The organism is Sphingomonas sp. KR3-1 (genome assembly GCF_040049295.1).
Lineage (GTDB): Bacteria > Pseudomonadota > Alphaproteobacteria > Sphingomonadales > Sphingomonadaceae > Sphingomonas.
Genome location: NZ_JBDZDQ010000001.1, coordinates 1,367,320 through 1,387,310, shown reverse-complemented (window position 1 = coordinate 1,387,310; position 19,991 = coordinate 1,367,320). Strand labels below are relative to the sequence as shown.

At 68.9% G+C, this 19,991-nt stretch carries 18 protein-coding genes; 3 read left to right on the top strand and 15 right to left on the bottom strand.

Annotated elements, in window-relative coordinates; all coding sequences use genetic code 11:
• The first annotated feature begins 4 nt into the window (after positions 1–4).
• Positions 5–280: a UrcA family protein gene (locus tag ABLE38_RS06845; protein ID WP_348973407.1), complete on the top strand. Its 276-nt coding sequence runs from the start codon at positions 5–7 to the stop codon at positions 278–280.
• Positions 281–329: 49 nt separating this feature from the next.
• Here the strand turns inward: ABLE38_RS06845 and ABLE38_RS06840 are convergent, their stop codons facing one another.
• Genes ABLE38_RS06840 through ABLE38_RS06820 form a run of 5 tightly spaced genes read right to left on the bottom strand, consistent with a single transcriptional unit; the run spans position 330 to position 4,165 of the window.
• Complete coding sequence (locus tag ABLE38_RS06840) at positions 330–1,442, bottom strand: aminotransferase class V-fold PLP-dependent enzyme (RefSeq protein WP_348973406.1); 1,113 nt, start codon at positions 1,440–1,442, stop codon at positions 330–332.
• Positions 1,439–2,203: a tryptophan 2,3-dioxygenase gene (locus ABLE38_RS06835; RefSeq protein ID WP_348973405.1), complete on the bottom strand. Its 765-nt coding sequence runs from the start codon at positions 2,201–2,203 to the stop codon at positions 1,439–1,441. Before ABLE38_RS06835 ends, ABLE38_RS06840 begins: the two co-directional genes overlap by 4 nt.
• A 43-nt stretch (positions 2,204–2,246) precedes the next feature.
• Positions 2,247–2,639, bottom strand: coding sequence for a hypothetical protein (locus ABLE38_RS06830; RefSeq protein WP_348973404.1), 393 nt, complete (start codon positions 2,637–2,639; stop codon positions 2,247–2,249).
• A gap of 42 nt (positions 2,640–2,681) precedes the next feature.
• The gene (gene dapD, locus ABLE38_RS06825) at positions 2,682–3,500 is read right to left on the bottom strand and encodes a 2,3,4,5-tetrahydropyridine-2,6-dicarboxylate N-succinyltransferase (RefSeq protein ID WP_348973403.1); all 819 of its coding nucleotides are present in this window, start codon (positions 3,498–3,500) and stop codon (positions 2,682–2,684) included.
• Positions 3,497–4,165, bottom strand: coding sequence for a pyrimidine 5'-nucleotidase (locus ABLE38_RS06820; protein WP_348973402.1), 669 nt, complete (start codon positions 4,163–4,165; stop codon positions 3,497–3,499). Before ABLE38_RS06820 ends, dapD begins: the two co-directional genes overlap by 4 nt.
• A gap of 227 nt (positions 4,166–4,392) precedes the next feature.
• Here ABLE38_RS06820 and ABLE38_RS06815 point away from each other — a divergent pair, with 227 nt between their 5' ends.
• The gene (locus ABLE38_RS06815; RefSeq protein WP_348973401.1) at positions 4,393–5,382 is read left to right on the top strand and encodes an LLM class flavin-dependent oxidoreductase; all 990 of its coding nucleotides are present in this window, start codon (positions 4,393–4,395) and stop codon (positions 5,380–5,382) included.
• A 57-nt stretch (positions 5,383–5,439) separates the two neighbouring features.
• Here the strand turns inward: ABLE38_RS06815 and ABLE38_RS06810 are convergent, their stop codons facing one another.
• The 4 genes from ABLE38_RS06810 to ABLE38_RS06795 all read right to left on the bottom strand — a co-directional run bounded on the left by ABLE38_RS06810 (position 5,440) and on the right by ABLE38_RS06795 (position 8,905).
• Positions 5,440–6,051 (bottom strand): hypothetical protein, encoded by a 612-nt coding sequence (locus tag ABLE38_RS06810; RefSeq protein WP_348973400.1) that lies wholly within the window; start codon positions 6,049–6,051, stop codon positions 5,440–5,442.
• A 223-nt stretch (positions 6,052–6,274) separates the two neighbouring features.
• Positions 6,275–7,582 (bottom strand): HAMP domain-containing sensor histidine kinase, encoded by a 1,308-nt coding sequence (locus ABLE38_RS06805; protein ID WP_348974459.1) that lies wholly within the window; start codon positions 7,580–7,582, stop codon positions 6,275–6,277.
• A gap of 322 nt (positions 7,583–7,904) precedes the next feature.
• Positions 7,905–8,573 (bottom strand): response regulator transcription factor, encoded by a 669-nt coding sequence (locus ABLE38_RS06800; RefSeq protein WP_180143335.1) that lies wholly within the window; start codon positions 8,571–8,573, stop codon positions 7,905–7,907.
• 20 nt (positions 8,574–8,593) lie between these two features.
• Positions 8,594–8,905 (bottom strand): hypothetical protein, encoded by a 312-nt coding sequence (locus ABLE38_RS06795; RefSeq protein WP_348973399.1) that lies wholly within the window; start codon positions 8,903–8,905, stop codon positions 8,594–8,596.
• Between the two features lie 99 nt (positions 8,906–9,004).
• Between ABLE38_RS06795 and ABLE38_RS06790 the strand changes: the two genes are divergently transcribed.
• Positions 9,005–10,783 carry an ATP-binding cassette domain-containing protein gene (locus ABLE38_RS06790; protein ID WP_348973398.1) on the top strand — a complete coding sequence of 593 codons (1,779 nt, stop codon included), beginning with the start codon at positions 9,005–9,007 and terminating at the stop codon, positions 10,781–10,783.
• 247 nt (positions 10,784–11,030) lie between these two features.
• Here the strand turns inward: ABLE38_RS06790 and ABLE38_RS06785 are convergent, their stop codons facing one another.
• From ABLE38_RS06785 to ABLE38_RS06760, 6 genes are all read right to left on the bottom strand, one after another.
• Entirely contained in the window at positions 11,031–12,050 is a 1,020-nt protein-coding gene (locus ABLE38_RS06785) for a sensor histidine kinase (RefSeq protein ID WP_348973397.1), read from the bottom strand.
• Positions 12,051–12,125: 75 nt separating this feature from the next.
• The gene (locus ABLE38_RS06780; protein WP_348973396.1) at positions 12,126–12,938 is read right to left on the bottom strand and encodes a DUF815 domain-containing protein; all 813 of its coding nucleotides are present in this window, start codon (positions 12,936–12,938) and stop codon (positions 12,126–12,128) included.
• 180 nt (positions 12,939–13,118) lie between these two features.
• The gene (locus tag ABLE38_RS06775) at positions 13,119–15,200 is read right to left on the bottom strand and encodes a tetratricopeptide repeat protein (RefSeq protein ID WP_348973395.1); all 2,082 of its coding nucleotides are present in this window, start codon (positions 15,198–15,200) and stop codon (positions 13,119–13,121) included.
• Entirely contained in the window at positions 15,184–16,542 is a 1,359-nt protein-coding gene (gene prsR / locus ABLE38_RS06770) for a PEP-CTERM-box response regulator transcription factor (protein WP_348973394.1), read from the bottom strand. Before prsR ends, ABLE38_RS06775 begins: the two co-directional genes overlap by 17 nt.
• The gene (prsK, locus tag ABLE38_RS06765) at positions 16,539–18,596 is read right to left on the bottom strand and encodes an XrtA/PEP-CTERM system histidine kinase PrsK (protein ID WP_348973393.1); all 2,058 of its coding nucleotides are present in this window, start codon (positions 18,594–18,596) and stop codon (positions 16,539–16,541) included. The genes prsR and prsK overlap by 4 nt, the downstream gene beginning before the upstream one ends.
• Positions 18,596–19,984: a TIGR03013 family XrtA/PEP-CTERM system glycosyltransferase gene (locus tag ABLE38_RS06760; protein WP_348973392.1), complete on the bottom strand. Its 1,389-nt coding sequence runs from the start codon at positions 19,982–19,984 to the stop codon at positions 18,596–18,598. The genes prsK and ABLE38_RS06760 overlap by 1 nt, the downstream gene beginning before the upstream one ends.
• Positions 19,985–19,991 lie beyond the last annotated feature (7 nt).

Sequence of the window (19,991 nt, the reverse complement as noted above, 5' to 3'; positions counted from 1 at the left end):
GCCCATGTCCAAGTTCATCGCCGCCTTCGCCGCCGCCACGCTGATCGCCACCCCCGCGTTCGCCGGGGAGCGGACCGTCATCGTCCGCCATGCCGACCTCGATTTGAACACCGATGCCGGCCGCAACGCCCTCAACCGCCGCCTCGCCGCCGCGACCGAGCAGGTCTGCGGCTCCTATTCGAACGTCAGCGCGGACGAGCAGGACACGGTCAAAAGCTGCCGCGCCGCCGCGAAGCGCGACATCGCGCGCCAGCTGAGCGTGCAGCTCGCGCGGCGCTGAGGTGCCTTACGGCCGGGTGCGCCGCGCATTGCGCGCCCGGCCGCTTTTTCTAGCGCAGGAACGAAAGCGCCTCGATCAGCTGCCGCACGTCGCGCGCATCCTGGTAGAGGCCGAAGCCGATCCGCAGCACGTCGCCGCGGACATCGGTGATCACGTCCTCGGCCTCGAGCTCGGCCTTCCAGCGCTGGGCGTCGGGCGACCGGAGCGCGAGGAAACGGGCGGGGCTGCCGGGATTGCGCAGCTCGGCCGCGATCGGCAGGTTCGCCAACAGCTGCGCGCGCAGGCCGTCGACATGCGCGGCGATCCCGGCGGTGGTCAGTTCCTCCTGGCGCAGCATGTCGCGCACCGCGACGAAGCGGTAGATGCCCGAGGGATCGAAGGTTGCGCCGAGGAAACGGCGCGCGTCCGGCGCATAGCCAATGCTGCCGGGCGGCAGCGCGAGGTCCTCGAACTCGGCGTACCAGCCGGTGATCTCCGGCCGCGCGCCATAGCCGGGCGGTGCATGAAGGAACGCGCAGCCCTCGCCGGCCATCGCATATTTGTAGCCGCCGGCGAGGTAGAAGACCTTGTCCGCCACCGCCGACAGGTCGACTTCCATCGCCATGAAGGCGTGATAGCCGTCGATCACCACCCAGGGACCCTCGGGCCGGGCGAGCGCGGCGAGTTCGGCCAGCTGCCCGAACACCTGGCCGGTGCCGAACTGGACCTGGCTGACGAAGATCAGGTCATGCTCGCCGCTCGTGGCGCGCTCTACGATCCGCTCGAGCGGCACGCGCTCCACCTGCGCGCTGCCCGCTTCCTCCCAGCGCATCGACTGGCGGCGGAAGCTGTGGAACTCGCCGTCGCTCGCCAGGATGCGCAGCGGGCGCCTGGGCAGCGCCGATGCGATGCGCAGCAGCAGTTCGTGCGTGTTCGGCGCGAAGACGATCGTATCCGGGTCGGGCAGCTTCAGCTCCGCCGCGACGTGGCGCTGCGCCGCGGGCCAGATCTCGCCGATCACCCGCTCCCATTTGCGGTCGGCGAGGCGGACTCCGTCCTCCCAGGCGGCGAGCTGGCCGAGATAGGAGGCGTCGGGCCAGAGATGGTGCGAATGCGCGGCGAAGTGCAGCCGCTCGGGCGCCGCCGCGATCGCGCGCTGGAAAAGGTGCTTGTAGCTGCTCACAGCTGCGTCCGGAGCGTCCACAGCTCGGGGAACGCCCGCTTGGTCAGCGTCGATTCGAGATAGGGCACGCCGGCGGTGCCGCCGGTGCCCATCTTCATTCCGATCACGCGGCTGACGGTGATGACGTGCTTGTGCCGCCAGGTGGCGAGCGCATCGTCGATGTCGACCAGCTTCTCGGCGAGCTGGTACAGCTCCCACCAGCGCGTCGGGTCGCGATAGACTTCTGCCCAGGCATCCTCGACGGCCCTACTCGGCACGTAAGGCTGGCTCCAGTCGCGCGCCAGCGCCTCGGCCGGCACCGCGAAGCCGGCACGGGCGAGCGCGGCATTGGCCTCGTCCCACAGGCTCGGCAGTGCCGCCATCTCGTTGGTGAGCGGCCCCGGCACGCCGCCGCCGCGCAGCCCCAGCATCGTCTCGACCGCGCGGAACTGGTCCGACTGGAAGCCCGAGCTGCTCCCCAGCACCTCACGGAAGCGCGTATAGTCGCTCGGCGTCATCGTCGCGAGCACGTCCCAGCTCAGCGTCATCACCGCCTGGATGCGGCTGATCCGGGCGAGCGACTTGTACGCCTCGACCGGCCGGTCGGCGCGGACCAGCTCGAGCGCGGCGCGCAGCTCGGCGATCATCTGCTTGAGCCAGAGTTCCTTGGTCTGGTGGATGATGACGAACAGCAGCTCGTCATGCCGATCGGACAGCGGATGCTGGGCGCTGAGCAGCTGGTCGAGCGCGAGATAGCGGCCATAGGTCATGCTTTCGGTCATGGTTTCATCCGTAACCAGATCGAGGCCGGGAGGGACAGTGCTTTTAGCGCGAAATCATGCCATGCGCCTGCAGCCAGTGCGCCAGCGGCGGGCCCGGCACCGCGACGATCAGCAGCGCCAACGCCGGTCCGGCGGCAATGCCCCATCGGGCCATGCGATGTGGATCATCGGGATCGGACACGACCGACGCGCGGTCGCGGCGCTTGCCGAGACGGAAGTTCCTCCGCGGGACTGCGGCAAGTCCCAGGGCCGCGAAGGCGAAGCCCGTGATGGCGAGCAGATCGAGGGGGCCGCCCAGCGAAGACCCGCCACCGGGGCGATGATGGGCAGTTCCCCACCAGAGCGACAACAGCAATGCGAGCGCGGCGCTGCTCGCGCCATAGGCCCAGGCGGTAGCGCTGAGCAGATTGCGTAGCCGGTTGAGGCCGTCGGTCATTGGACGGCTTCTATCCCAACCGGCGCGCAATCCAAAGCGCGCTCAATCGCGCAGCAGCTCGTTGATGCCGGTCTTGCTCCGCGTCTGCGCGTCCACCGTCTTGACGATCACCGCGCAGTAGAGCCCCGGCTTGCCGGGCTCGCCGGGGATCGTGCCGGGCACAACCACCGAATAGGGCGGGACGTGGCCGCGGTGCACTTCGCCGGTCGCGCGGTCGATGATCTTGGTCGAGGCGCCGAGATAGACGCCCATCGACAGCACCGCGCCCTCGCCGACGCGCACGCCCTCGGCCACTTCGGCGCGCGCGCCGATGAAGGCGCCGTCGCCGATGATCACCGGATCGGCCTGGAGCGGTTCGAGCACGCCGCCGATGCCGACGCCGCCCGACAGGTGGACGTTCTTGCCGATCTGCGCGCAGCTGCCGACGGTCGCCCAGGTATCGACCATCGTGCCTTCGCCGACATAGGCGCCGATATTGACGAAGCTCGGCATCAGCACCGCGCCCTTGGCGACGTGCGCGCCGTGGCGGACGACCGAGCCGGGGACCGCGCGGAAGCCGGCCTGGCGGAACGCGTCCTCGCCCCAATTGGCGAACTTGGAGGGCACCTTGTCGAACCAGTTGGCGCCGCCAGGGCCCTGCACCACGACATTGTCGTTGAGGCGGAAGGACAGGAGCACGGCCTTCTTCAGCCACTGGTTGACCTGCCAGCCATCGGCCGTCTGCTCGGCGACGCGGGCCTCGCCGCGGTCGAGCAGATTGAGCGCCTCGGCCACCGCCTCGCGCACGGCGCCGTCGGTCGAGAAGCCGAGGTTCGCGCGGTCTTCCCAGGCGGCGTCGATCGTCGTCTGCAGGTCGGTCATTCGGAAGTCTCCAGGATGCTGTGGAGCCAGGCTCCGAGGTCGGTGACGGTATAGTCGATGTAGCTGCGGTCTTCGCCGGGCCCCTGCTCGGAGCCGTTGTCGATCCACACCGTGGTCATGCCGATCGCCTTGGCCGGCGCGAGGTTGCGCGCCATGTCCTCCACGAACAGCGACGCGTGCGGATCGAGCCCATAGGCGTCGCACAGGCCCTGATAGGCGAGCGGGTCGGGTTTGGGGCGGTATTGCGTCGCGTGGACGTCGTGGATCGCCTCGAACGTGCCGCCGAGGCCGAGCTTGTCGAGCACCTTGGCCGCATAGGGCGCGTCGCCATTGGTGAACACGAGCTTGCGGCCGGGCAGCCTGGCCAGCGCCTCGACCAGCGCCTCGTTCACTTCGAGCACGCTCATGTCGACGTCATGGACGTCGGCGAGATAGTGGTGCGGATCGGTGCCGTGCTCGGCCATCAGTCCGGCCAGCGTGGTGCCGTGCGCGTGGAAATAGCCCTTCTGCACGCGGTGGGCATCCTCCGGGCTGAGGTTCAGCAGGTTCTGGACATATTGGCCGATCCGCGCGTCGATCATCGCGAACAGGTTCGCGCTCACCGGATAGAGCGTGTTGTCCAGATCGAAGATCCAGTTGCGGACGTGCGACAGGGCAGGATTCATGAGCGGGGCGGTTAGGCTGCGCAGGCCGGGCTATCAAGCAACAGTTTCTTCGCAACGCCCCAATCGCCATCCCCGGCGAAAGCCGGGGTCTCGTGCGGCTCTTGCCCGGCGCCCTCGCCTGAGATCCCTCCCCGGATCAGGTCCGGGGCGGGATGACGGATAATGGTTTGGGCCGGCGCATGAAAACTATCTGGCGGTCGGCAGGGCGCCACCCCATCTGCCCTCGCATGACCGCTTATTCGCTGCTCGACCTCGTCCCCATCGTCCAGGGCGGGAATGCCCGCCAGGCGCTCGCCAACGCCGCCGATCTCGCCGCGCATGTCGAAGGACTCGGCTATACCCGCTACTGGGTAGCCGAGCATCATGGGATGGACGGCATCGCCAGCGCGGCCACCGCCGTGGTGATCGCGCATGTCGGCCAGGCGACCTCGACGATCCGGGTAGGCGCCGGCGGGATCATGCTGCCCAACCATTCGCCGCTGCAGGTCGCCGAGCAGTTCGGCACGCTTGATGCGCTGTTCCCCGGCCGCATCGACCTGGGCCTGGGCCGCGCGCCGGGATCGGACCAGCGCGTCTCCGCCGCGATCCGCCGAGGACTGGGCGGCGACGGCAACGAGTTCCCCCGCGATGTCGCCGAGCTGCAAAGCTATCTCGCCGACGACGGCCAGACCGGCATCCGCGCCACGCCCGGCGCCGGGGCCAAGGTCGACCTGTGGATCCTCGGTTCGAGCCTGTTCGGCGCGCAGCTCGCGGCGATGCTCGGGCTGCCCTATGCCTTCGCCTCGCATTTCGCGCCGGGCCAGCTCGACGATGCGATCCAGGTCTATCGCCGCAATTTCCGCCCGTCCGCAGCGCTGGCGAAGCCGCATCTGATGCTCGGCTTCAACGTCTTTGCCGCGGATACGGACGAAGAGGCCGAGCTGCTCGCCACCTCGCAGCAGCAGGCGTTCGTCGCGATCCGCACCACCGGCAAGGGCATCCAGCTGCCGCCGCCGGTGCCGGGCTATCGCGAGAGCCTGGGCGGGCACGGCAATGCGATGCTCGACCAGGTGCTGTCGGCCAGCGCGGTCGGCGGCCCAGCCAGGATCCGCGAGCAGATCGCCGCCTTCCTCGCGCGCACCGGCGCCGACGAGCTGATGCTCACCAGCGCGATGTTCGATCACGATGCCCGCAAGAAGAGCCTGACGCTCGCTGCCGAGGAGATGCGCGGGCTGTAAGGCTATCGCGGCGCCACTCCCCCCGGAGCGGCGCCGCGCGGCACCGGGTGCCGGCGATCACGCGTTGGTGTCGATCACCAGCCCCGTCGCCGAGCTGCCATTGCTGGTCGTCCCGGCATTGCTGCCATAGGTGCTGCTGCCCGAGGCGGCGCTGCTGCGCAGCTTCTCTAGGAAAGCCGTCATCGCCTCGAGCTGGCGCGACGCGGCCGCGCTGATCTGCGTGGTCGCATCGGTGGTGGTGGAGTCGGTTGAATCGTCGTCGTCCGACTCATCGTCGCTCGCGGGCGGCGGGCCGTGCGGGCCATGCGCGTGGTGCGCGCCGCCAGCACCCTGCGGCGGCGCGGTGCCGTCCGTTTCCTGCGGGCCGCCCTGCTTGTCGCCGTCCGGGCCCTGCGCGAAGAAGCTCTTGAGCTCGGCCGCCTGGTCGTCGGTGAGCGCGCCGCTCTCGACCTGCTTGTCGATCATCCCGTCGATCTTGGTCTTCATGTCGCCCGGCTTGCCGCCGCTGGCGCGGTCGCTGCCCAGGCTCGAATCGATCGTGTCGAGCGCGCTGCTCAGCGCGGTCTGGTCGTCGCTGCTGATCGTGCCGGCCGAAGCCGCGGCCGATATGCGCGCATCCATCTGCGCGCGCGGATCGAAGCGCGGCACAGTCGAAGAAATGGAAGTCATATGGGTTCCCTTTGCGTCCACAATCCCCAGGGAGAGTATAACAGAAAGGTTCTAACATATTGTAAATGAAGCATTATTTAATCTGCTTCAGGATTTGGGCGGCGCTGGCCCCAGAACCAGCGCCGCCACGCGACCCGACGGATAAAAGAGGGCAATCCGCGAGCTCACCGTCGCTTCTGCGTCCGGTTCGTCACGACGGAATTTCAGATTGTTGCAGGAACGATCAGCTTGCGGCCGGCAACCGCAAACGCACGAGCAGGCCGCCGAGATCCTCGCTTTCCTCGAGGCTGACGGTGCCGTCATAGATTTCCGCGACATCGCGCACGATCGCGAGACCCAGGCCCGTGCCCGGCTTGCCGCTGTCGAGCCGCACGCCGCGATCGAAGATGCGGATGCGGTCGGCCTCGGGAATGCCGCGGCCATCGTCCTCGACCAGGATCTCGACGAAGCCAGCTTCGACGCGCACGGTGATGAACACGCTGCCGCCGCCATATTTGGCGGCATTCTCGACGAGGTTGCCGAGCAGGTCGTCGAGGTCCTGCCGCTCGATATGCGCGACTAGGTCCTTCTGCCCGTCCACGTCGATGCGGACATTGGGATAGAGCCGGGCGACGGCGCGCTCGACTGCCTCGACCGAGGGCCACACCGCCGCGCGGCTATGCGCCGAGCCGCGCCGGCCGACGGCGCGGGCGCGGGCGAGATGGTGGTCGATCTGGCGGCGCATCGTCCGCGCCTCGCGGATCACTGCCTGGTCGAGATCGTCCTGGCCGGCGGCGGCGGCGTTCATGATCACGCTGAGCGGCGTCTTGAGCGCATGGGCGAGGTTGCCGGCGTGGCGCCGCGCTTCCTCGGCCTGGCGGTCGTTATGCTCGACCAGCGCGTTGAGCTCCTCGACCATCGGCGCCACTTCGGCAGGCATCGCGCCTTCGACGCGCGTCGATTCGCCGGCGCGCAGCCGCGCGATCTCCTGGCGGACGCGGCGCAGCGGCAACAGCCCGTACCAGGTCTGCAGCGCGACCATGATGATCAGCCCGAGCCCGAGCAGCACGAAGCTGCGTACCAGCGTGCGGCGGAGCGTGGCGATCTGGTCGTCGAGCGCCGCGCGGCTCTGCGCCACCTGGAAGCGCCAGCGCGTCGCCGAGCCGGGCAGCGTCGCATCGCGCTCGGCGACGCGCAGCAGCTGGCCGGGCAGCTGGCGGCTGTCATAGACATGGACGTTGGTGTCGTTGTGGCGCTGGTCGACGTTGAGCCGCTGTTCCCAGAGCGAGCGCGACGGGAAGGCCTCGTGCCCGTTGCCGCTGATCTGCCAATAGGCCCCCGAATTATATTCGAGGAAGCGCTGGTCGGCGAGCTCGCGGTTGAGCATCACGTCGCCATTCTGGTCGAGCTCGGCGGAGAAGATCATCGCCTTGAGCAGGTAGTCGAGCTGGTCGTCGAAATTCTTGGTGACGGTGGTCACCAGCACCCGGTCGAGCGCGACCCCGCCGCCGACGAGCAGCAGCATGATCCAGGCGGTCGCGACCAGCAGCATGCGCCGGCTGACCGATCCGGTGGTGCGGACATAGTGGCGCGGCCGGGGCTCGCCGGGAGTGGCGGGTTCGTGCCCGGGCTCGCTCAGCGGCCGCCCGAACAGGCGGCGACGGAGCCGGCCGAGCCTGTGACCGGGGCCATCGAGGAGCAGCCAGACGCCGCGCGCAGCCACGACAAAACCGGCAACGAACAGCCCGCGACAAAGCCACGCGTCCATGCTGGCGCGTAGCAGCAATGCCGATACGCACAGCCCGACGCCGACCAGCAGAGGCAGCGCAGCGGCGGCGCGTCTGGAAAGTTGCGGCGCGCGCATGGCCAAGAGGTCAGGCGTCGGCCGGCTCTTCCAGGCTGTAGCCCAGGCCCCGGATGGTGGTGATCACGTCCGCGCCGAGCTTCTTGCGGATGCGCGTGACGAAGACCTCGATCGTGTTCGAATCGCGGTCGAAATCCTGGTCGTAGATATGCTCGATCAGCTCGGTGCGGCTCACCACCTTGCCCTTGTGGTGGAGCAGGTAGGAGAGAAGCTTGTACTCCTGCGCGGTGAGCTTCACCGGCTCGCCGGCCTTGGTCACCTTGCCCGAGCGGGTGTCGAGGCGGATGTCGCCGGCGATGAGCTCGGCCGAGGCATTGCCCGAGGCGCGGCGGATCAGCGCGCGCAGGCGGGCGATCAGCTCCTCGGTCTGGAACGGCTTGGCGACATAGTCGTCGGCGCCGGCATCGAGGCCCGCCACCTTGTCCGACCAGCTGTCGCGCGCGGTCAGCACCAGCACCGGGGTGGTCTTGCCTTCCTTGCGCCAGCGATCGAGCACGGTCAGCCCGTCGATCTCGGGCAGGCCGAGGTCGAGGATGATCGCGTCATATTGCTCGTTGGAGCCGAGATAGAGCCCCTCCTCGCCATCGGTGGCAAGGTCCACCGCATAGCCGGCGCCTTCCAGCGCGTTGCGGAGCTGCTGCCCCAGGTTCGGCTCATCCTCGACGATCAGAAGTCGCATGTCATTCCCCTCGCCGGGCCCTAATTGCCCGTGCGGCGGACGATCGCGCCGGTACGGCCGTCGACGTCCACCCAGATCACCGATCCATTGCGCAGGAACTTCAGCGTGTAAACTTCCGTCGCGGGATCATAGTCGAAACCGAGATATTGGGCGCCCGGCAGGCGCGGGATCACCCGGCGCTCGATCTCGCGGACCGAAAGCGGCGGCGGAGCCTGGCGCCTGGGCGCGCGCGCATCCGAATCCTGATGCCGGTCCGGCTGCGCGGCCGCAGTCCCGGCGGGCGCGAACGCCGCCAGGCAGGCGCAGAGAATGGGCATCACCAACATCTTCATGGGAAATGGCATAGGGTCCCGGCATTGAATAGCCCCTGAACGCGGCCTTCAGCCGGCTGTAACTTGCCGGACACGGGATCGGTCCCTAGTTGGCCCCACATGGCTGCACCCGTTCTCGCTTTCGAAAATCTCGGTCTCGTCCAGGGCCATGGCTGGCTGTTCCGTGGGCTCAACCTCTATATCGGCGAGCGCGACCGGCTGGCGCTGATCGGCCGCAACGGCGCGGGCAAGACCACCTTGCTCAAGCTGATCGCCGGATCGATCGACAGCGACGAGGGCCGCCGCACGATCGTGCCGGGCACGCATGTCGTGCTGCTCGAGCAGGAGCCGCGGATGCTCGGCTGCGCTACGCTGCTCGACTATGTGCTGAGCGGCAGCGACGCGCCGCCGCAGCATGAGGCGGAGGCGATCGCCGACCAGCTCGGCATCGACCTGAGCCGCGAGGCCGCGACCGCCTCGGGCGGTGAGCGCCGCCGCGCCGCGATCGCCCGCGCTCTCGCGCAGAATCCCGACGTGCTGCTGCTCGACGAGCCGACCAACCATCTCGATCTCGCCGCGATCGAATGGCTCGAGGACTGGCTGACGCGCTTCACCGGCGCGTTCATCGTGATCAGCCACGACCGCACCTTTCTCACCCGCCTGACGCGCTCGACCTTGTGGCTCGACCGGGGCACCATCCGCCGCGCCGAAGTCGGCTTTGGCGGGTTCGAGGCGTGGACCGACCAGGTCTATGCCGAAGAGGAGCGCAACGCGCAGCGGCTCGATGCCAAGCTGAAGCTCGAGGAACATTGGCTCCAGCGCGGCGTCACCGGCCGGCGCCGGCGCAACCAGGGGCGGCTCGAGAAGCTCAAGGAGATGCGTGCCGTCCGCGCGGCGATGGTCGGGCCGCAGGGCGCCGCCAAGCTGGTCACCGCGGCGGACGACAGCAACACCAAGGTGGTGATCGACGCCAAGTACGTGACGAAGCGGTTTGGGGACCGCACGATCATCAAGGACTTCACCTTTCGCGTCACCCGCGGCGACCGGATCGGCATCGTCGGCGCTAATGGCGCGGGCAAGTCGACTTTGCTCAAGCTGCTCACCGGCGAGATCCAGCCCGACGAAGGCAGCGTCAAGCTCGCCAAGACGCTCGACGAAGTGATCATCGACCAGCAGCGCAGCCTGATGGACCCCGCCAAGACGGTGCGCGACGTGCTGGCCGATGGCGGCGACTGGATCGAGGTGCTGGGCGTCAAGAAGCACGTCCATGGCTATCTCAAGGAGTTCCTGTTCGACCCCAGCATCGCCGAGGCGAAGATCGGCACGCTCTCGGGCGGCGAGCGCTCGCGGCTGCTGCTCGCGCGCGAATTCGCGCGGCATTCGAACCTGCTGGTGCTCGACGAGCCGACCAACGATCTCGACCTAGAGACGCTCGACCTGCTCCAGGAAGTGATCGCCGATTATGAAGGCACGGTGCTGATCGTCAGCCACGATCGCGACTTCCTCGACCGCACGGTGACCGTGACGCTCGGGCTCGATGGCTCGGGCACGGTCGATGCGGTGGTCGGCGGCTATGCCGATTGGGAAGCCAAGCGGAGGCCGCGTGCCGAGGCGAAGAAGGCGGCGCCCAAGGCCGTGGCTGCTCCCGAGGCGCCCAGGAAGGTCACCAAGCTCAGCTACAAGGACCAGCGCGACTATGATCTGCTGCCCAAGCGGATCGAGGAGATCGAGGCGCAGATCGCCAGGGACGAGGCGGCGATGGCCGATCCGGATCTCTATGCGAAGGACCACGCCAGGTTCACGCGGCTGGGCGAAGGCATCCGGAAGCTGCGCGACGAGAAGGATGCGGCCGAGCTGCGCTGGCTCGAGCTGGCCGAAATGGTCGAAGCGCTGGGTTGATCAATTCCTCTCTCGCGAAGCGGGGGAGGATTGGATGGCCTTGCAATGTAGGCTTTCGCCTGCGTGCCATTTCCGGCAGCGCCTCGCACTCGGCCGCGCCTTGGCCTGTAGGAAAGACAGGATCCCGCGCGCGCAAGAATGTCCCGCGCTTCCGGAAAAACAGGGAAAATAGCGCGCCGCGAAAACCGCCCTTGGCATGAACTTTGCGGACCTTGGCGAGTCGGCTTCGCGGCGAATGCAGGAAGCGCTAGGCCTCCAGCACCACCGTCACGGCGGTTCCGTCCAACCCGCTCTCGGTCTTCGCCGTGCCGCGCGCCTGGCGGACGAAGCCGTCGATCAGCTTCTGCCCCAGCCCGCCATCCTTGCCGCGCGCTTTGGGTATGTCCGGCATGCCGACGCCGTCGTCCCGCACCACCAGCTTCCAGCCCGGCGCGGCAGCCTCGAAGCGCACCTCGATCCGCCCGGTCTCGCGCCCGGCAAAGGCGTGCTTGGCGGCGTTGGTCACGAGCTCGTTGACGATCAGCCCGATCGACACGGCGCGATCGCGCGGGATCGCGGCATGGTCGCACACGCAATCGAGCGTGATCGCGCCGCGCAGGAACAGGGCCTCGGCCAGTGCCGCGCACAGCTCCTCGAGATAGGTCGCCATGTCTGCCTCGCCGCGCGACACCGCCGCGCCGCGATAGAGGTGCCGGTGCGCGCGGGCGATGCTCTCCACCCGCGTGAGCGCGGACGAGAGCGCCTCCGCCGTCTCCGCATCCTTCGCCCGGCGCCGCTGCATGTCGAGCAGCGCTGCGACCAGGGTGAAGTTGTTCTTCACCCGGTGGTCGAACTCCTCGAGGAACAGGTCGCGCTCGGCGATCTCGCGGTCGCGCTCGGCGGTGGCGCGGCGCACCGCGCGGCGGAACAGCTCGGCGATCACCAGCACCGCGGCATAGTTGATCGCCGCCAATATCAGCCGGCCGGTGTCCTCCGCGTTCTTGAGCAGGAAGGAGTTCTGCGCCGGCAGCACGAAATACCAGCTGTAGACCAGGGTCAGCACCCCGGTGATCACGCCCGCCTGCCACCGCCCGAACAGTGTGGCGACCAGGATCGCGGCGAAGCCCAGCGAGAAGGGGCCGGCAGCGGGCGAGATGCTGTCGATCACCGCGCGCAGCGCAACGGTGAGCCCGGTGACCAGCAGCGCGAAGACCACCTGCACCAGCAAGGTGTGCCGGCCACTTGGCGAAAGCCGGTCGGCAAGATCGGTTTCGCCCAGTCGTCCCATCGGAAGCGAGTGAGCCGTGGCGAGGGGCCTGGTGTCAAGCATCCGTGCTGGTCTTTTAACCTGGATTGGTACGATTCAGAGGTTTCGGCCCGATCGGCCCGCCAGATCAACCACATATTGCCAGGCGACGCGCCCCGAGCGGCTGCCCCGCCGCGTCGCCCAGGCGATCGCCTCGGCGGGATCGAAATCGAGTCCGTGCGCCTCGGCATAGCCGCAGACGATGTCGACATAGGTGTCCTGGTCGACGACGTGGAAGCCCAGGCTCAGCCCGAACCGGTCGGCCAGCGCGAGCCCGTCATCGGCCGAATCGCGCGGGTTGATCGCGCTCGACTGCTCGGCGATGTCGCGGATGACGAGGTGGCGGCGGTTCGAGGTGACGATCAGCCGCGCATTGTTCGGCCGCGCCTCGGCGCCGCCCTGGAGCAGCGAGCGCAGCGCCCGGGCATCGCCCGCCGCGTCGAAGCCGAGATCGTCGAGGAAGATGGCGAAGGGCCGGTCGGTCGTGCCGATCAGCGCGAACAGCTCGGGCAGGGTCGAGAGCTCGGTGGTGACGGCCTCGACCAGCGCGAGCCGGCCGCCCGCGGCCTGGACGGCGGCGACCGCGCTCTTCACCAGCGCCGACTTGCCGGTGCCGCGCGCGCCCCAGAGCAGCACGTCCTGCGCGGCATGGCCCTGGGAGAGCCGGGTGAGGTTGCCGACCAGCGCCTCGCGCTGCGTCTCCACCCCGCGCAAGATCTCGATCGGCAGCGGATCGAACACGCGCGCCGGCGCCAGCCCGTGCCCGCGCCAGACATAGGCGCGGTGCGCCGCCAGGTCGGCGGGCGGGGGCGGTGGCGGTGCGAGCCGGTCGAGCGCGTCGGCGATGCGGGCGAGGAGCTGGTCGGTCATGGCGGTGGCTATAGCGTGGCGCCGCCGCAGGCTCACCCCCAACTTGGCTATCAGCGCCTGTCAGTGCGGCTTCAGGCGTTCAGGCCGCGGAGGCGACGATGTCGGGCCGGCAGCGAGGATCGCTGCTTGGCGCGCCGGAGAAGCAGGCATGATGCGGCGACTGGCCGAACCGCTGCCTTCTCAGCCGCCCGCCATCGCCTGTGCCGCGGCCCGGTCGGTGAAGCTTGGATCGGCGAGTGCCGCCTGGGCGTGGAGCCTCGCCTCCGGCTTGCGGCCGAGCGCGGCGTAGACCTGGGCGAGGTGCCAGCGCAAACCCGGGTGCTTCGGCGCAAGGATCACGGCCTTCTGGAGCAGCTCGAGCGCGCCTTCCTTGTCGCCGCCCTTGAACAGCGCCCAGCCATAGGCGTCGACCACCGCCGGGTTGGCGGGGGCCAGGCCATAGGCGGCCTCGCCGAAATCCACCGCGGTGCCGGTCTCGCCCGCGCCGGCATAGGCAGCGGCGAGTTCGGCGTTGAGCGCGGCATCGCCGTCGCCGATCCGGCTGCGAATGTCCTCGAGCGTGTCGATCGCCGCGTCATAGTCCCCGGCCGCAAGCTGCCAGTGCGCGGAGAGGCGCTGCGCGGCGATGTCGGAGGGGTTCTGCGAGAGGAACAGCGCCAGCGCATTGGCGGCGTCCTCGCGATTGCCCGAGCGGTCGAGCGCCTCGACCAGGCGGAGCATCGTCGGCTCGTCGAAGCGCAGGTCGGCGGCGCGCTTGTAGGCGGCAGCGGCGTCGCCGGGCTGGTTCATCAGCATCAGCACGTCGCCGAGCACCAGTTGCGCGGCGGCGGCACCCGGGTTCTTGGCGGCGATGTCGCGCGCATGGGCGAGCGCGCCGGCCTTGTCGCCGCCGGCGATCTGCGCGCGGATCAGCGGCACGATCGCGTCGGGATCGCCGGGATTGTTGTCGGCATCGGCGGCGAGCGTGGCGGTGCTGTCGTCGGCGCTGAACGCTGCGGCCTCGCCGGTCGCCGGGAAGGCGGCGCGGTCGAGATAGCGGGCGGCGCTGGCGCGGTCGCCGATCCGCTCGAAGCCGCGGGCGACGAGGGTGAGCGCATAGCTGTCGGCATCGGCGCGCGCGACGACGGGGCGCAGCATGTCGATCGCGTTGCGGGCGCGGTCGGTGCGCAGCAGTGCGGTGGCGAGCAGCTTGCGCGCGGTGATGTTCATCGGCTGCATGCCGACCAGATCGCTCAGCTTGCCGATCGCCTGCTCGTAGTCGCCACCTTCCAGATCGAGCGTGGCGCCGAGCAGGATCATGCCGGGCAGGCTGTCGATCGCGCCGCCGGTCTTGGCGAGGATGGTGCGCGCCAGGTCGAAATTGCCGGCGCGCGCGGCGATGACGGCTTGGAGGTAATAGGCCTGTGGGCTGCCGTCGCGCGCGGCGAGTGCGCGACGAGTGGCGGCGAGCGCATCGACGGTGCGGCCGATATCGCCGAGCGTGGCGGCATATTCGATCAGCACGTCGTGGCGGGCGGGGTCGCGCTTCAGCGCCTGCTCGAACCACGGCAGGGCGGCGACCAGGCCATATTGGCTGCGGACGACTTCGCCGCGCACCACCAGCGCATCGACGCTGCCGGGGGCGAGCTTGACCGCATGGTCGGATGCCTCGGCGGCGCCGAGCAGGTCGCCGGCGGCGAAGCGGAAGCGGGCGATGTCGGTCCACACGGCCGGATCGTTCGGCGCGAGGCGCTGCGCTTCGTCGAGCGCGGCCTGGGCGCCGGCGAAGTTGCTGAGCTGGGTCAGCGCGCGGGCGCGGATACGCAGGCCATAGAGATGCTGCCTGGGCGCCGCTTTGTCGGCCTCGGGCGCCGCCTTGTCGGCCTTGCCCTGGAGCAGCCAGGCCTCGGCGCGCCACTGCGGCACCGCCTTGGGGTCATAGCCGGCATCGACCGCGCGCTGGATTTCGCCCTCTGCGCCGACGCCGTCCTGCAGCGCGAGCAGCGCGCGGGCGAGGACGATATGCGCGTCCTCATTGTCCGGGTCGCCGCGCACTGCTTGCGCAGCCAGGTCGCGTGCGGCGCTGGCATTGTCGGCCTTGAGCAGCGCCTCGGCGCGGGTGGTGGCTTCGGCCGACTCGTCCTTGCCCATCCGGCCCGGCGCGATCGCGAACCAGCCGATCAGCACCGCGACCAGCACGGCGAGCGCGCCGCAGATGACCAGCAGGCCACGCAGCCCGAAGCCCGAGGATTTGGCGCGCCGGCGCCTATGGCTGGAGGTCATAGGCCTTCATCAGGTCATAGAGGGTGGGGCGGCTGATGCCGAGCAGCCGGGCGGTGCCGGAGATATTGCCCTCGGCGCGGGCAAGCGCATGCCGGATCGCCTTGCGATCGGCGAGCTCGCGCGCGGCCTTGAGGTTGACGGGCTCGATCTCGGCCTGCGCCTCGAGATCGAGATCGCCGGCGGCCACGTGCTTGCCCTCGGCCATGATCGCCGCGCGCTTCACCCGGTTCTCGAGCTCGCGGACGTTGCCGGGCCAGCCCCAGGCGTCGATCGCGGCGAGCGCATCCGGCGCGAAACTCCGGGCAGTCGTGTTCATCTGCGCGGCGTATTTCTGAAGGAAGTGGCGCGCGAGCAGCCCGGCATCGCCCGGCCGCTCGGCCAGGCTTGGGATGCGCACGACGATTTCCGCCAGGCGGTAATAGAGGTCCTCGCGGAAGCGGTTGTCCGCGACCATCGCGTCGATGTCCTGGTGCGTCGCGCAGACGATGCGCGTGTCGACCGCGATCGGCTGGCGCCCGCCGACGCGCTCGATCACCCGCTCCTGCAGGAAGCGCAGCAGCTTGACCTGGAGCGGCAGCGGCACGTCGCCGATCTCGTCGAGGAACAGCGTGCCGCCCTGGGCGAGCTCGATCTTGCCCTCGGTGGTCTTCACCGCGCCGGTGAACGCGCCCTTTTCGTGGCCGAACAGCTCCGATTCGAGCAGCGTCTCGGGGATCGCGGCGCAGTTGATCGCGACGAACCGGCCCTTGCGCCCGCTCTTGTCGTGCAGGCCGCGGGCGAGCAGCTCCTTGCCGGTGCCGCTGGCGCCGAGCAGCATCACCGAGACGTCGGCGCTGGCGACGCGCTCGATTGTGCGCGTGACCTTGAGCATCTCGGGCGCGCCGGTGAGCATGCCGCCGAGCACCGCGCCGGCCTCGACGCGTTCTGCCAGGCGGCGATTCTCGGCTTCGAGCGCATGGACGTGGAAGGCACGCGCGACGATCAGCCCGAGTGCGTCGATATCGATCGGCTTCTGGTAGAAGTCCCAGGCGCCCAGCGAGATCGCGCGCAGCATCGATTCATGCGCGCCGTGGCCGGAAGCGACGATCACCTTGGTATCGGGGCGCAGCGACAGGATCGTCTCGAGCGTCGCAAAACCTTCGGTGGTGCCGTCGGGATCGGGCGGCAGGCCGAGATCGAGCGTGACCACCGGGGGCTCCTCGGCGCGTAGCACGGTGATCGCTTCCTCGCGGGTGGAGGCGGTGAAGATCTCATAGCCGTCATAGGCCCAGCGCAGCTGGCGCTGGAGCCCAGCATCGTCCTCGACGATCAGGAGTTTCGGCAGGGCGCGGGTGTCGCTCATGCAGCGCGTCCCATCCCGAGGTCAGCGGGGTGCGCGGCCTTGAGGATCACGCGGAAGCGCGTGCCCTTGCCTTCGCGCGAAGTCACTTCGATGCGGCCCTCCATGGCATGCGCGAGCTGCTGTGCCTCGAAGGCGCCGATGCCGAAGCCGCCGTCCTTGGACGAGACGAAGGGCTTGAACAGCTTGTCGCGAATGAAGGCGGGCGACATGCCGGTGCCCTGGTCGATCACGTCGATCGCCACCCGCTCGCCATCGGCCGAGACCGACAGCGTCACCGGCTCGTTCGCCGCGCTCGCTTCGATCGCATTGGAGACGAGATGCCCGAGCAGCTGCTCGAGGCTCGCAGGGTCGGCATGGGCGATCGCGCTGCGCACGCCGCTGGTCACCACCGGATGCTGGCCCTTGCGCTGCCCGGCGACGCGTTCGACCAGCGCGACGATCTCGATCGCATGCGGCGCCTCGGTGCGGCTGCGGTGATTCTGCGACAGGCGGGCGAGCAGCGCGTTCATCCGCTCGGCGCTGTTCTGCAGCGTCGCGATCATGTCGGCGCGGAACTCGGGATTGTCGGCGTGGCGCTCGGCATTGCGGGCGGTGAGGGTAAGCTGGCTCACGAGGTTCTTGATGTCATGGAGGATGAAGGCGAAGCGGCGGTTGAACTCGTCGAAGCGCTGCGCCTCGGCGAGCGCGTCCTGCGCGCGGGCCTCGGCGAGATAGGAAGCGACCTGGCGGCCGGCGACCTTGAGCAGGTCGAAATCCTCCCAGTCGAGCGCGCGGTCGATCGGCGGCCGGGCAAGCAGGATCGCGCCGGCGAGCTCGCCATGATGCGGCAGCGGCACGATCACCCAGGCCTCGGCCAGGTCGAGCATCCATTGCGGCACGGCGGGCGCATCGAGATGGTCTTCCTTGCGGCGCACCGCATCGAGCTCGACGATGCGGCCGGTGGCGTGGAGGTGATGGGCGAGCGCCGCATCGCTGGCGGCGGGGAGCGTCGTGCGGTCCCAGTTCCAGCTCGCGCCGACGCCGAGCCCGCTCGCATCGGGAACGAGCAGCACCCCGGCCGGGCTGTCGGTAAGGTCGGCGATCGCCTTTACGATGCGCTCGTCCAGTGCTGCGCCGCCTTGAGGGGCTCCTAGCGTCTCCGTGAAGCGCATCCATTCGGTGCGATAATCGTAGCGATGACGGAATAAATGCTTGGCTAGCTTGACCTTCAGCCACGCGCGCAGCCAGCTATTGGCGACCAAAGTGAGGATCGCCGCGGTCGAGCCGAGCACGAAGGCGGTCTGCAGCACCCGGGCATTGGCGCCGCCGACGGTCGCGATTGCCGAGGTGGCGAGGGCGAGCAGCGCGAAATAGGCGGCGACCGCGACCAGCGACAGCGACTGGTAGGTGACCGCCCGCGACACTTCGATCTTCCACTCGCCCTTGCGCTGGAGCGCCGTGGCGATGGCGAGCGCGACTGCGAGATAGGCGAGCCCGCGCAGCGCGAGCGGCTCGATCCGCCACTGCGCGGTGAGATAGCCGAAGGTGTAGAGCGCGAATTCGGCGCACCAGATGCCGGCGAGCGCGAGCACCAGCGTGCGCAGCGGGCCGCTCGCGGTGGGGCTGAGCGTCGACCAGAGCGCCTGGACGAGCACGAGCGCGGCGACCGCGACGAGCATGCGCATCAGCAGCGCGGCGCTGCCGATCTGCGCGGCTATCGCCGGATCGGGATTGGCATAGCCGATGAAGGTGAGCAGCAGCGCCGCGATCTGGACGAGCGCGACCACGCCGTAGACGGTGCCCAGCGCGATCGGCGGGCGCATCTGCGCGTCGCGGCGATGGAGCAGGTTCATGAAGACCAGCCAGGCGAGATTGCGCAGCGTCTCGGCGAACCAGGTCGCCGGATCGGCCGATCCGATGCCGGCAATGGCGAGCGCCCAGAGCGCCGTCGTCGCCAGCGCAAAGGCGAGCGGCCGGCGCGGCAACCCGGCGATGCTGGTCTGCCAGGACCAGAGCGCCAGCGCCCCGAACAGCAGCGCTGCGAGGGCGTGCAGCCAGAGCAGCAACGCCGCCATCAGCGCGCGCCCTCGGGAAACAGCACGACGCGGATCGTCTGGAGCAGGATCAGCACGTCGAGAAAGGGCGAATAATTCTTCGCGTAGTAGAGGTCGTATTCGAGCTTCTGGCGCGAATCCTCGATCGAGGCGCCATAGGGATAGTTGATCTGCGCCCAGCCGGTGATGCCCGGCTTCACCATGTGGCGCTCGGCATAATAAGGCAGCTTGGTCTCGAGATCCTCGACGAACTGGGGGCGCTCGGGGCGGGGCCCGACAAAGCTCATCTCGCCCTTCAGCACGCTCCAGCATTGCGGCAGCTCGTCGATGCGGGTCTTGCGGATGAAGCGGCCGACGCGGGTGATGCGCGGATCGTCCTTCTCGGCCCAGACGGCCTTGCCGTTCACTTCGGCATCCTGGCGCATCGAGCGCAGCTTGATGACGTCGAAGCCCATGCCGTACAGGCCCACGCGGCGCTGGCGGTAGAAGGCCGGGCCCTTGCTCTCCAGCTTCACTGCGATGGCGAGCAGCAGGATGAGCGGCAGCGTGAGCGTGAGCAGGAGCGCGCTCGCCGCGATGTCGAACACGCGCTTGAACATGCTCGAGAGCATGCGCCCCGAGGAGAAGCCGTCGGAGAAGATCAGCCAGCTCGGATTGACGCTGTCCAGGTCGATGCGGCCGGTTTCGCGCTCGAGAAAGGTCGAGATCTCGTTGACGTGCACGCCGGTGGTCTTGATGCGCAGCAGGTCCTTGAGCGGCAGCGCGTTGCGGCGCTCCTCGAGCGCGAGCACGACTTCGCTGGCGTTGAGTACCACGACATGGTCGGCGAGATTGTAGATCGCGTCGCGGGCTATCGCCTCGGGGATCACCCGGCTGGCCTCGCTCATCGCGACATAGCCGACCACGACGAAGCCCGCGCCCGGCGTCTTGGACAGGTCCTTCAGCCGCTTGGCGCGCACGCCGGCGCCGAGCACGACGATGCGGCGCTTGAACGCCTGGTGGCCCAGCGCCTTGCCGAGCAGGATGCGCAACGCGATGAGCGAGACGATCGAGCTGCCCATGGCGTAGAGCAGGTTCGAGCGCCAGAAGCCGATCTCGGGGATCAGGAAATAGAGCACGCTGAGCCCGATCACGCCGAGCGAGATCGCCACGATCAGCCGGGCGGTGGCATAGCGCAGCGACTGGAGCGCGTCAGCGCCATAGACGCCGACCGCCATCATCGCGACCTCGAGGAACAGCGCATAGCTGGCCAGTTGCGGCCAGCGCGTCTGCACCGGCGCCAGGCCGATGCCGAGCTGGTGCGCACGCAGCATCCAGCCGAACTCGCCCGACACCGCCAGCAGGACGATATCGAGAAAGCCCAGCAGCAGCACGGCATTGGGCACATAATGCTTGAACAGCCGGATCATGGCTTTG

Excerpts from the sequence above, each read along its gene's own strand:
- ABLE38_RS06795 (WP_348973399.1), bottom strand. The coding sequence starts at position 8,905 with ATGAAGATGTTGGTGATGCCCATTCTCTGCGCCTGCCTGGCGGCGTTC.
- ABLE38_RS06760 (WP_348973392.1), bottom strand. The coding sequence starts at position 19,984 with ATGATCCGGCTGTTCAAGCATTATGTGCCCAATGCCGTGCTGCTGCTG.
- ABLE38_RS06810 (WP_348973400.1), bottom strand. The coding sequence starts at position 6,051 with ATGACTTCCATTTCTTCGACTGTGCCGCGCTTCGATCCGCGCGCGCAG.
- ABLE38_RS06785 (WP_348973397.1), bottom strand. The coding sequence starts at position 12,050 with ATGGGACGACTGGGCGAAACCGATCTTGCCGACCGGCTTTCGCCAAGT.
- dapD (WP_348973403.1), bottom strand. The coding sequence starts at position 3,500 with ATGACCGACCTGCAGACGACGATCGACGCCGCCTGGGAAGACCGCGCG.
- prsR (WP_348973394.1), bottom strand. The coding sequence starts at position 16,542 with ATGAGCGACACCCGCGCCCTGCCGAAACTCCTGATCGTCGAGGACGAT.
- ABLE38_RS06775 (WP_348973395.1), bottom strand. The coding sequence starts at position 15,200 with ATGACCTCCAGCCATAGGCGCCGGCGCGCCAAATCCTCGGGCTTCGGG.
- ABLE38_RS06780 (WP_348973396.1), bottom strand. The coding sequence starts at position 12,938 with ATGACCGACCAGCTCCTCGCCCGCATCGCCGACGCGCTCGACCGGCTC.
- ABLE38_RS06815 (WP_348973401.1), top strand. The coding sequence starts at position 4,393 with ATGACCGCTTATTCGCTGCTCGACCTCGTCCCCATCGTCCAGGGCGGG.
- ABLE38_RS06805 (WP_348974459.1), bottom strand. The coding sequence starts at position 7,582 with ATGCTGCTGGTCGCGACCGCCTGGATCATGCTGCTGCTCGTCGGCGGC.
- ABLE38_RS06790 (WP_348973398.1), top strand. The coding sequence starts at position 9,005 with ATGGCTGCACCCGTTCTCGCTTTCGAAAATCTCGGTCTCGTCCAGGGC.
- ABLE38_RS06800 (WP_180143335.1), bottom strand. The coding sequence starts at position 8,573 with ATGCGACTTCTGATCGTCGAGGATGAGCCGAACCTGGGGCAGCAGCTC.
- ABLE38_RS06835 (WP_348973405.1), bottom strand. The coding sequence starts at position 2,203 with ATGACCGAAAGCATGACCTATGGCCGCTATCTCGCGCTCGACCAGCTG.
- ABLE38_RS06845 (WP_348973407.1), top strand. The coding sequence starts at position 5 with ATGTCCAAGTTCATCGCCGCCTTCGCCGCCGCCACGCTGATCGCCACC.
- ABLE38_RS06820 (WP_348973402.1), bottom strand. The coding sequence starts at position 4,165 with ATGAATCCTGCCCTGTCGCACGTCCGCAACTGGATCTTCGATCTGGAC.
- prsK (WP_348973393.1), bottom strand. The coding sequence starts at position 18,596 with ATGGCGGCGTTGCTGCTCTGGCTGCACGCCCTCGCAGCGCTGCTGTTC.
- ABLE38_RS06830 (WP_348973404.1), bottom strand. The coding sequence starts at position 2,639 with ATGACCGACGGCCTCAACCGGCTACGCAATCTGCTCAGCGCTACCGCC.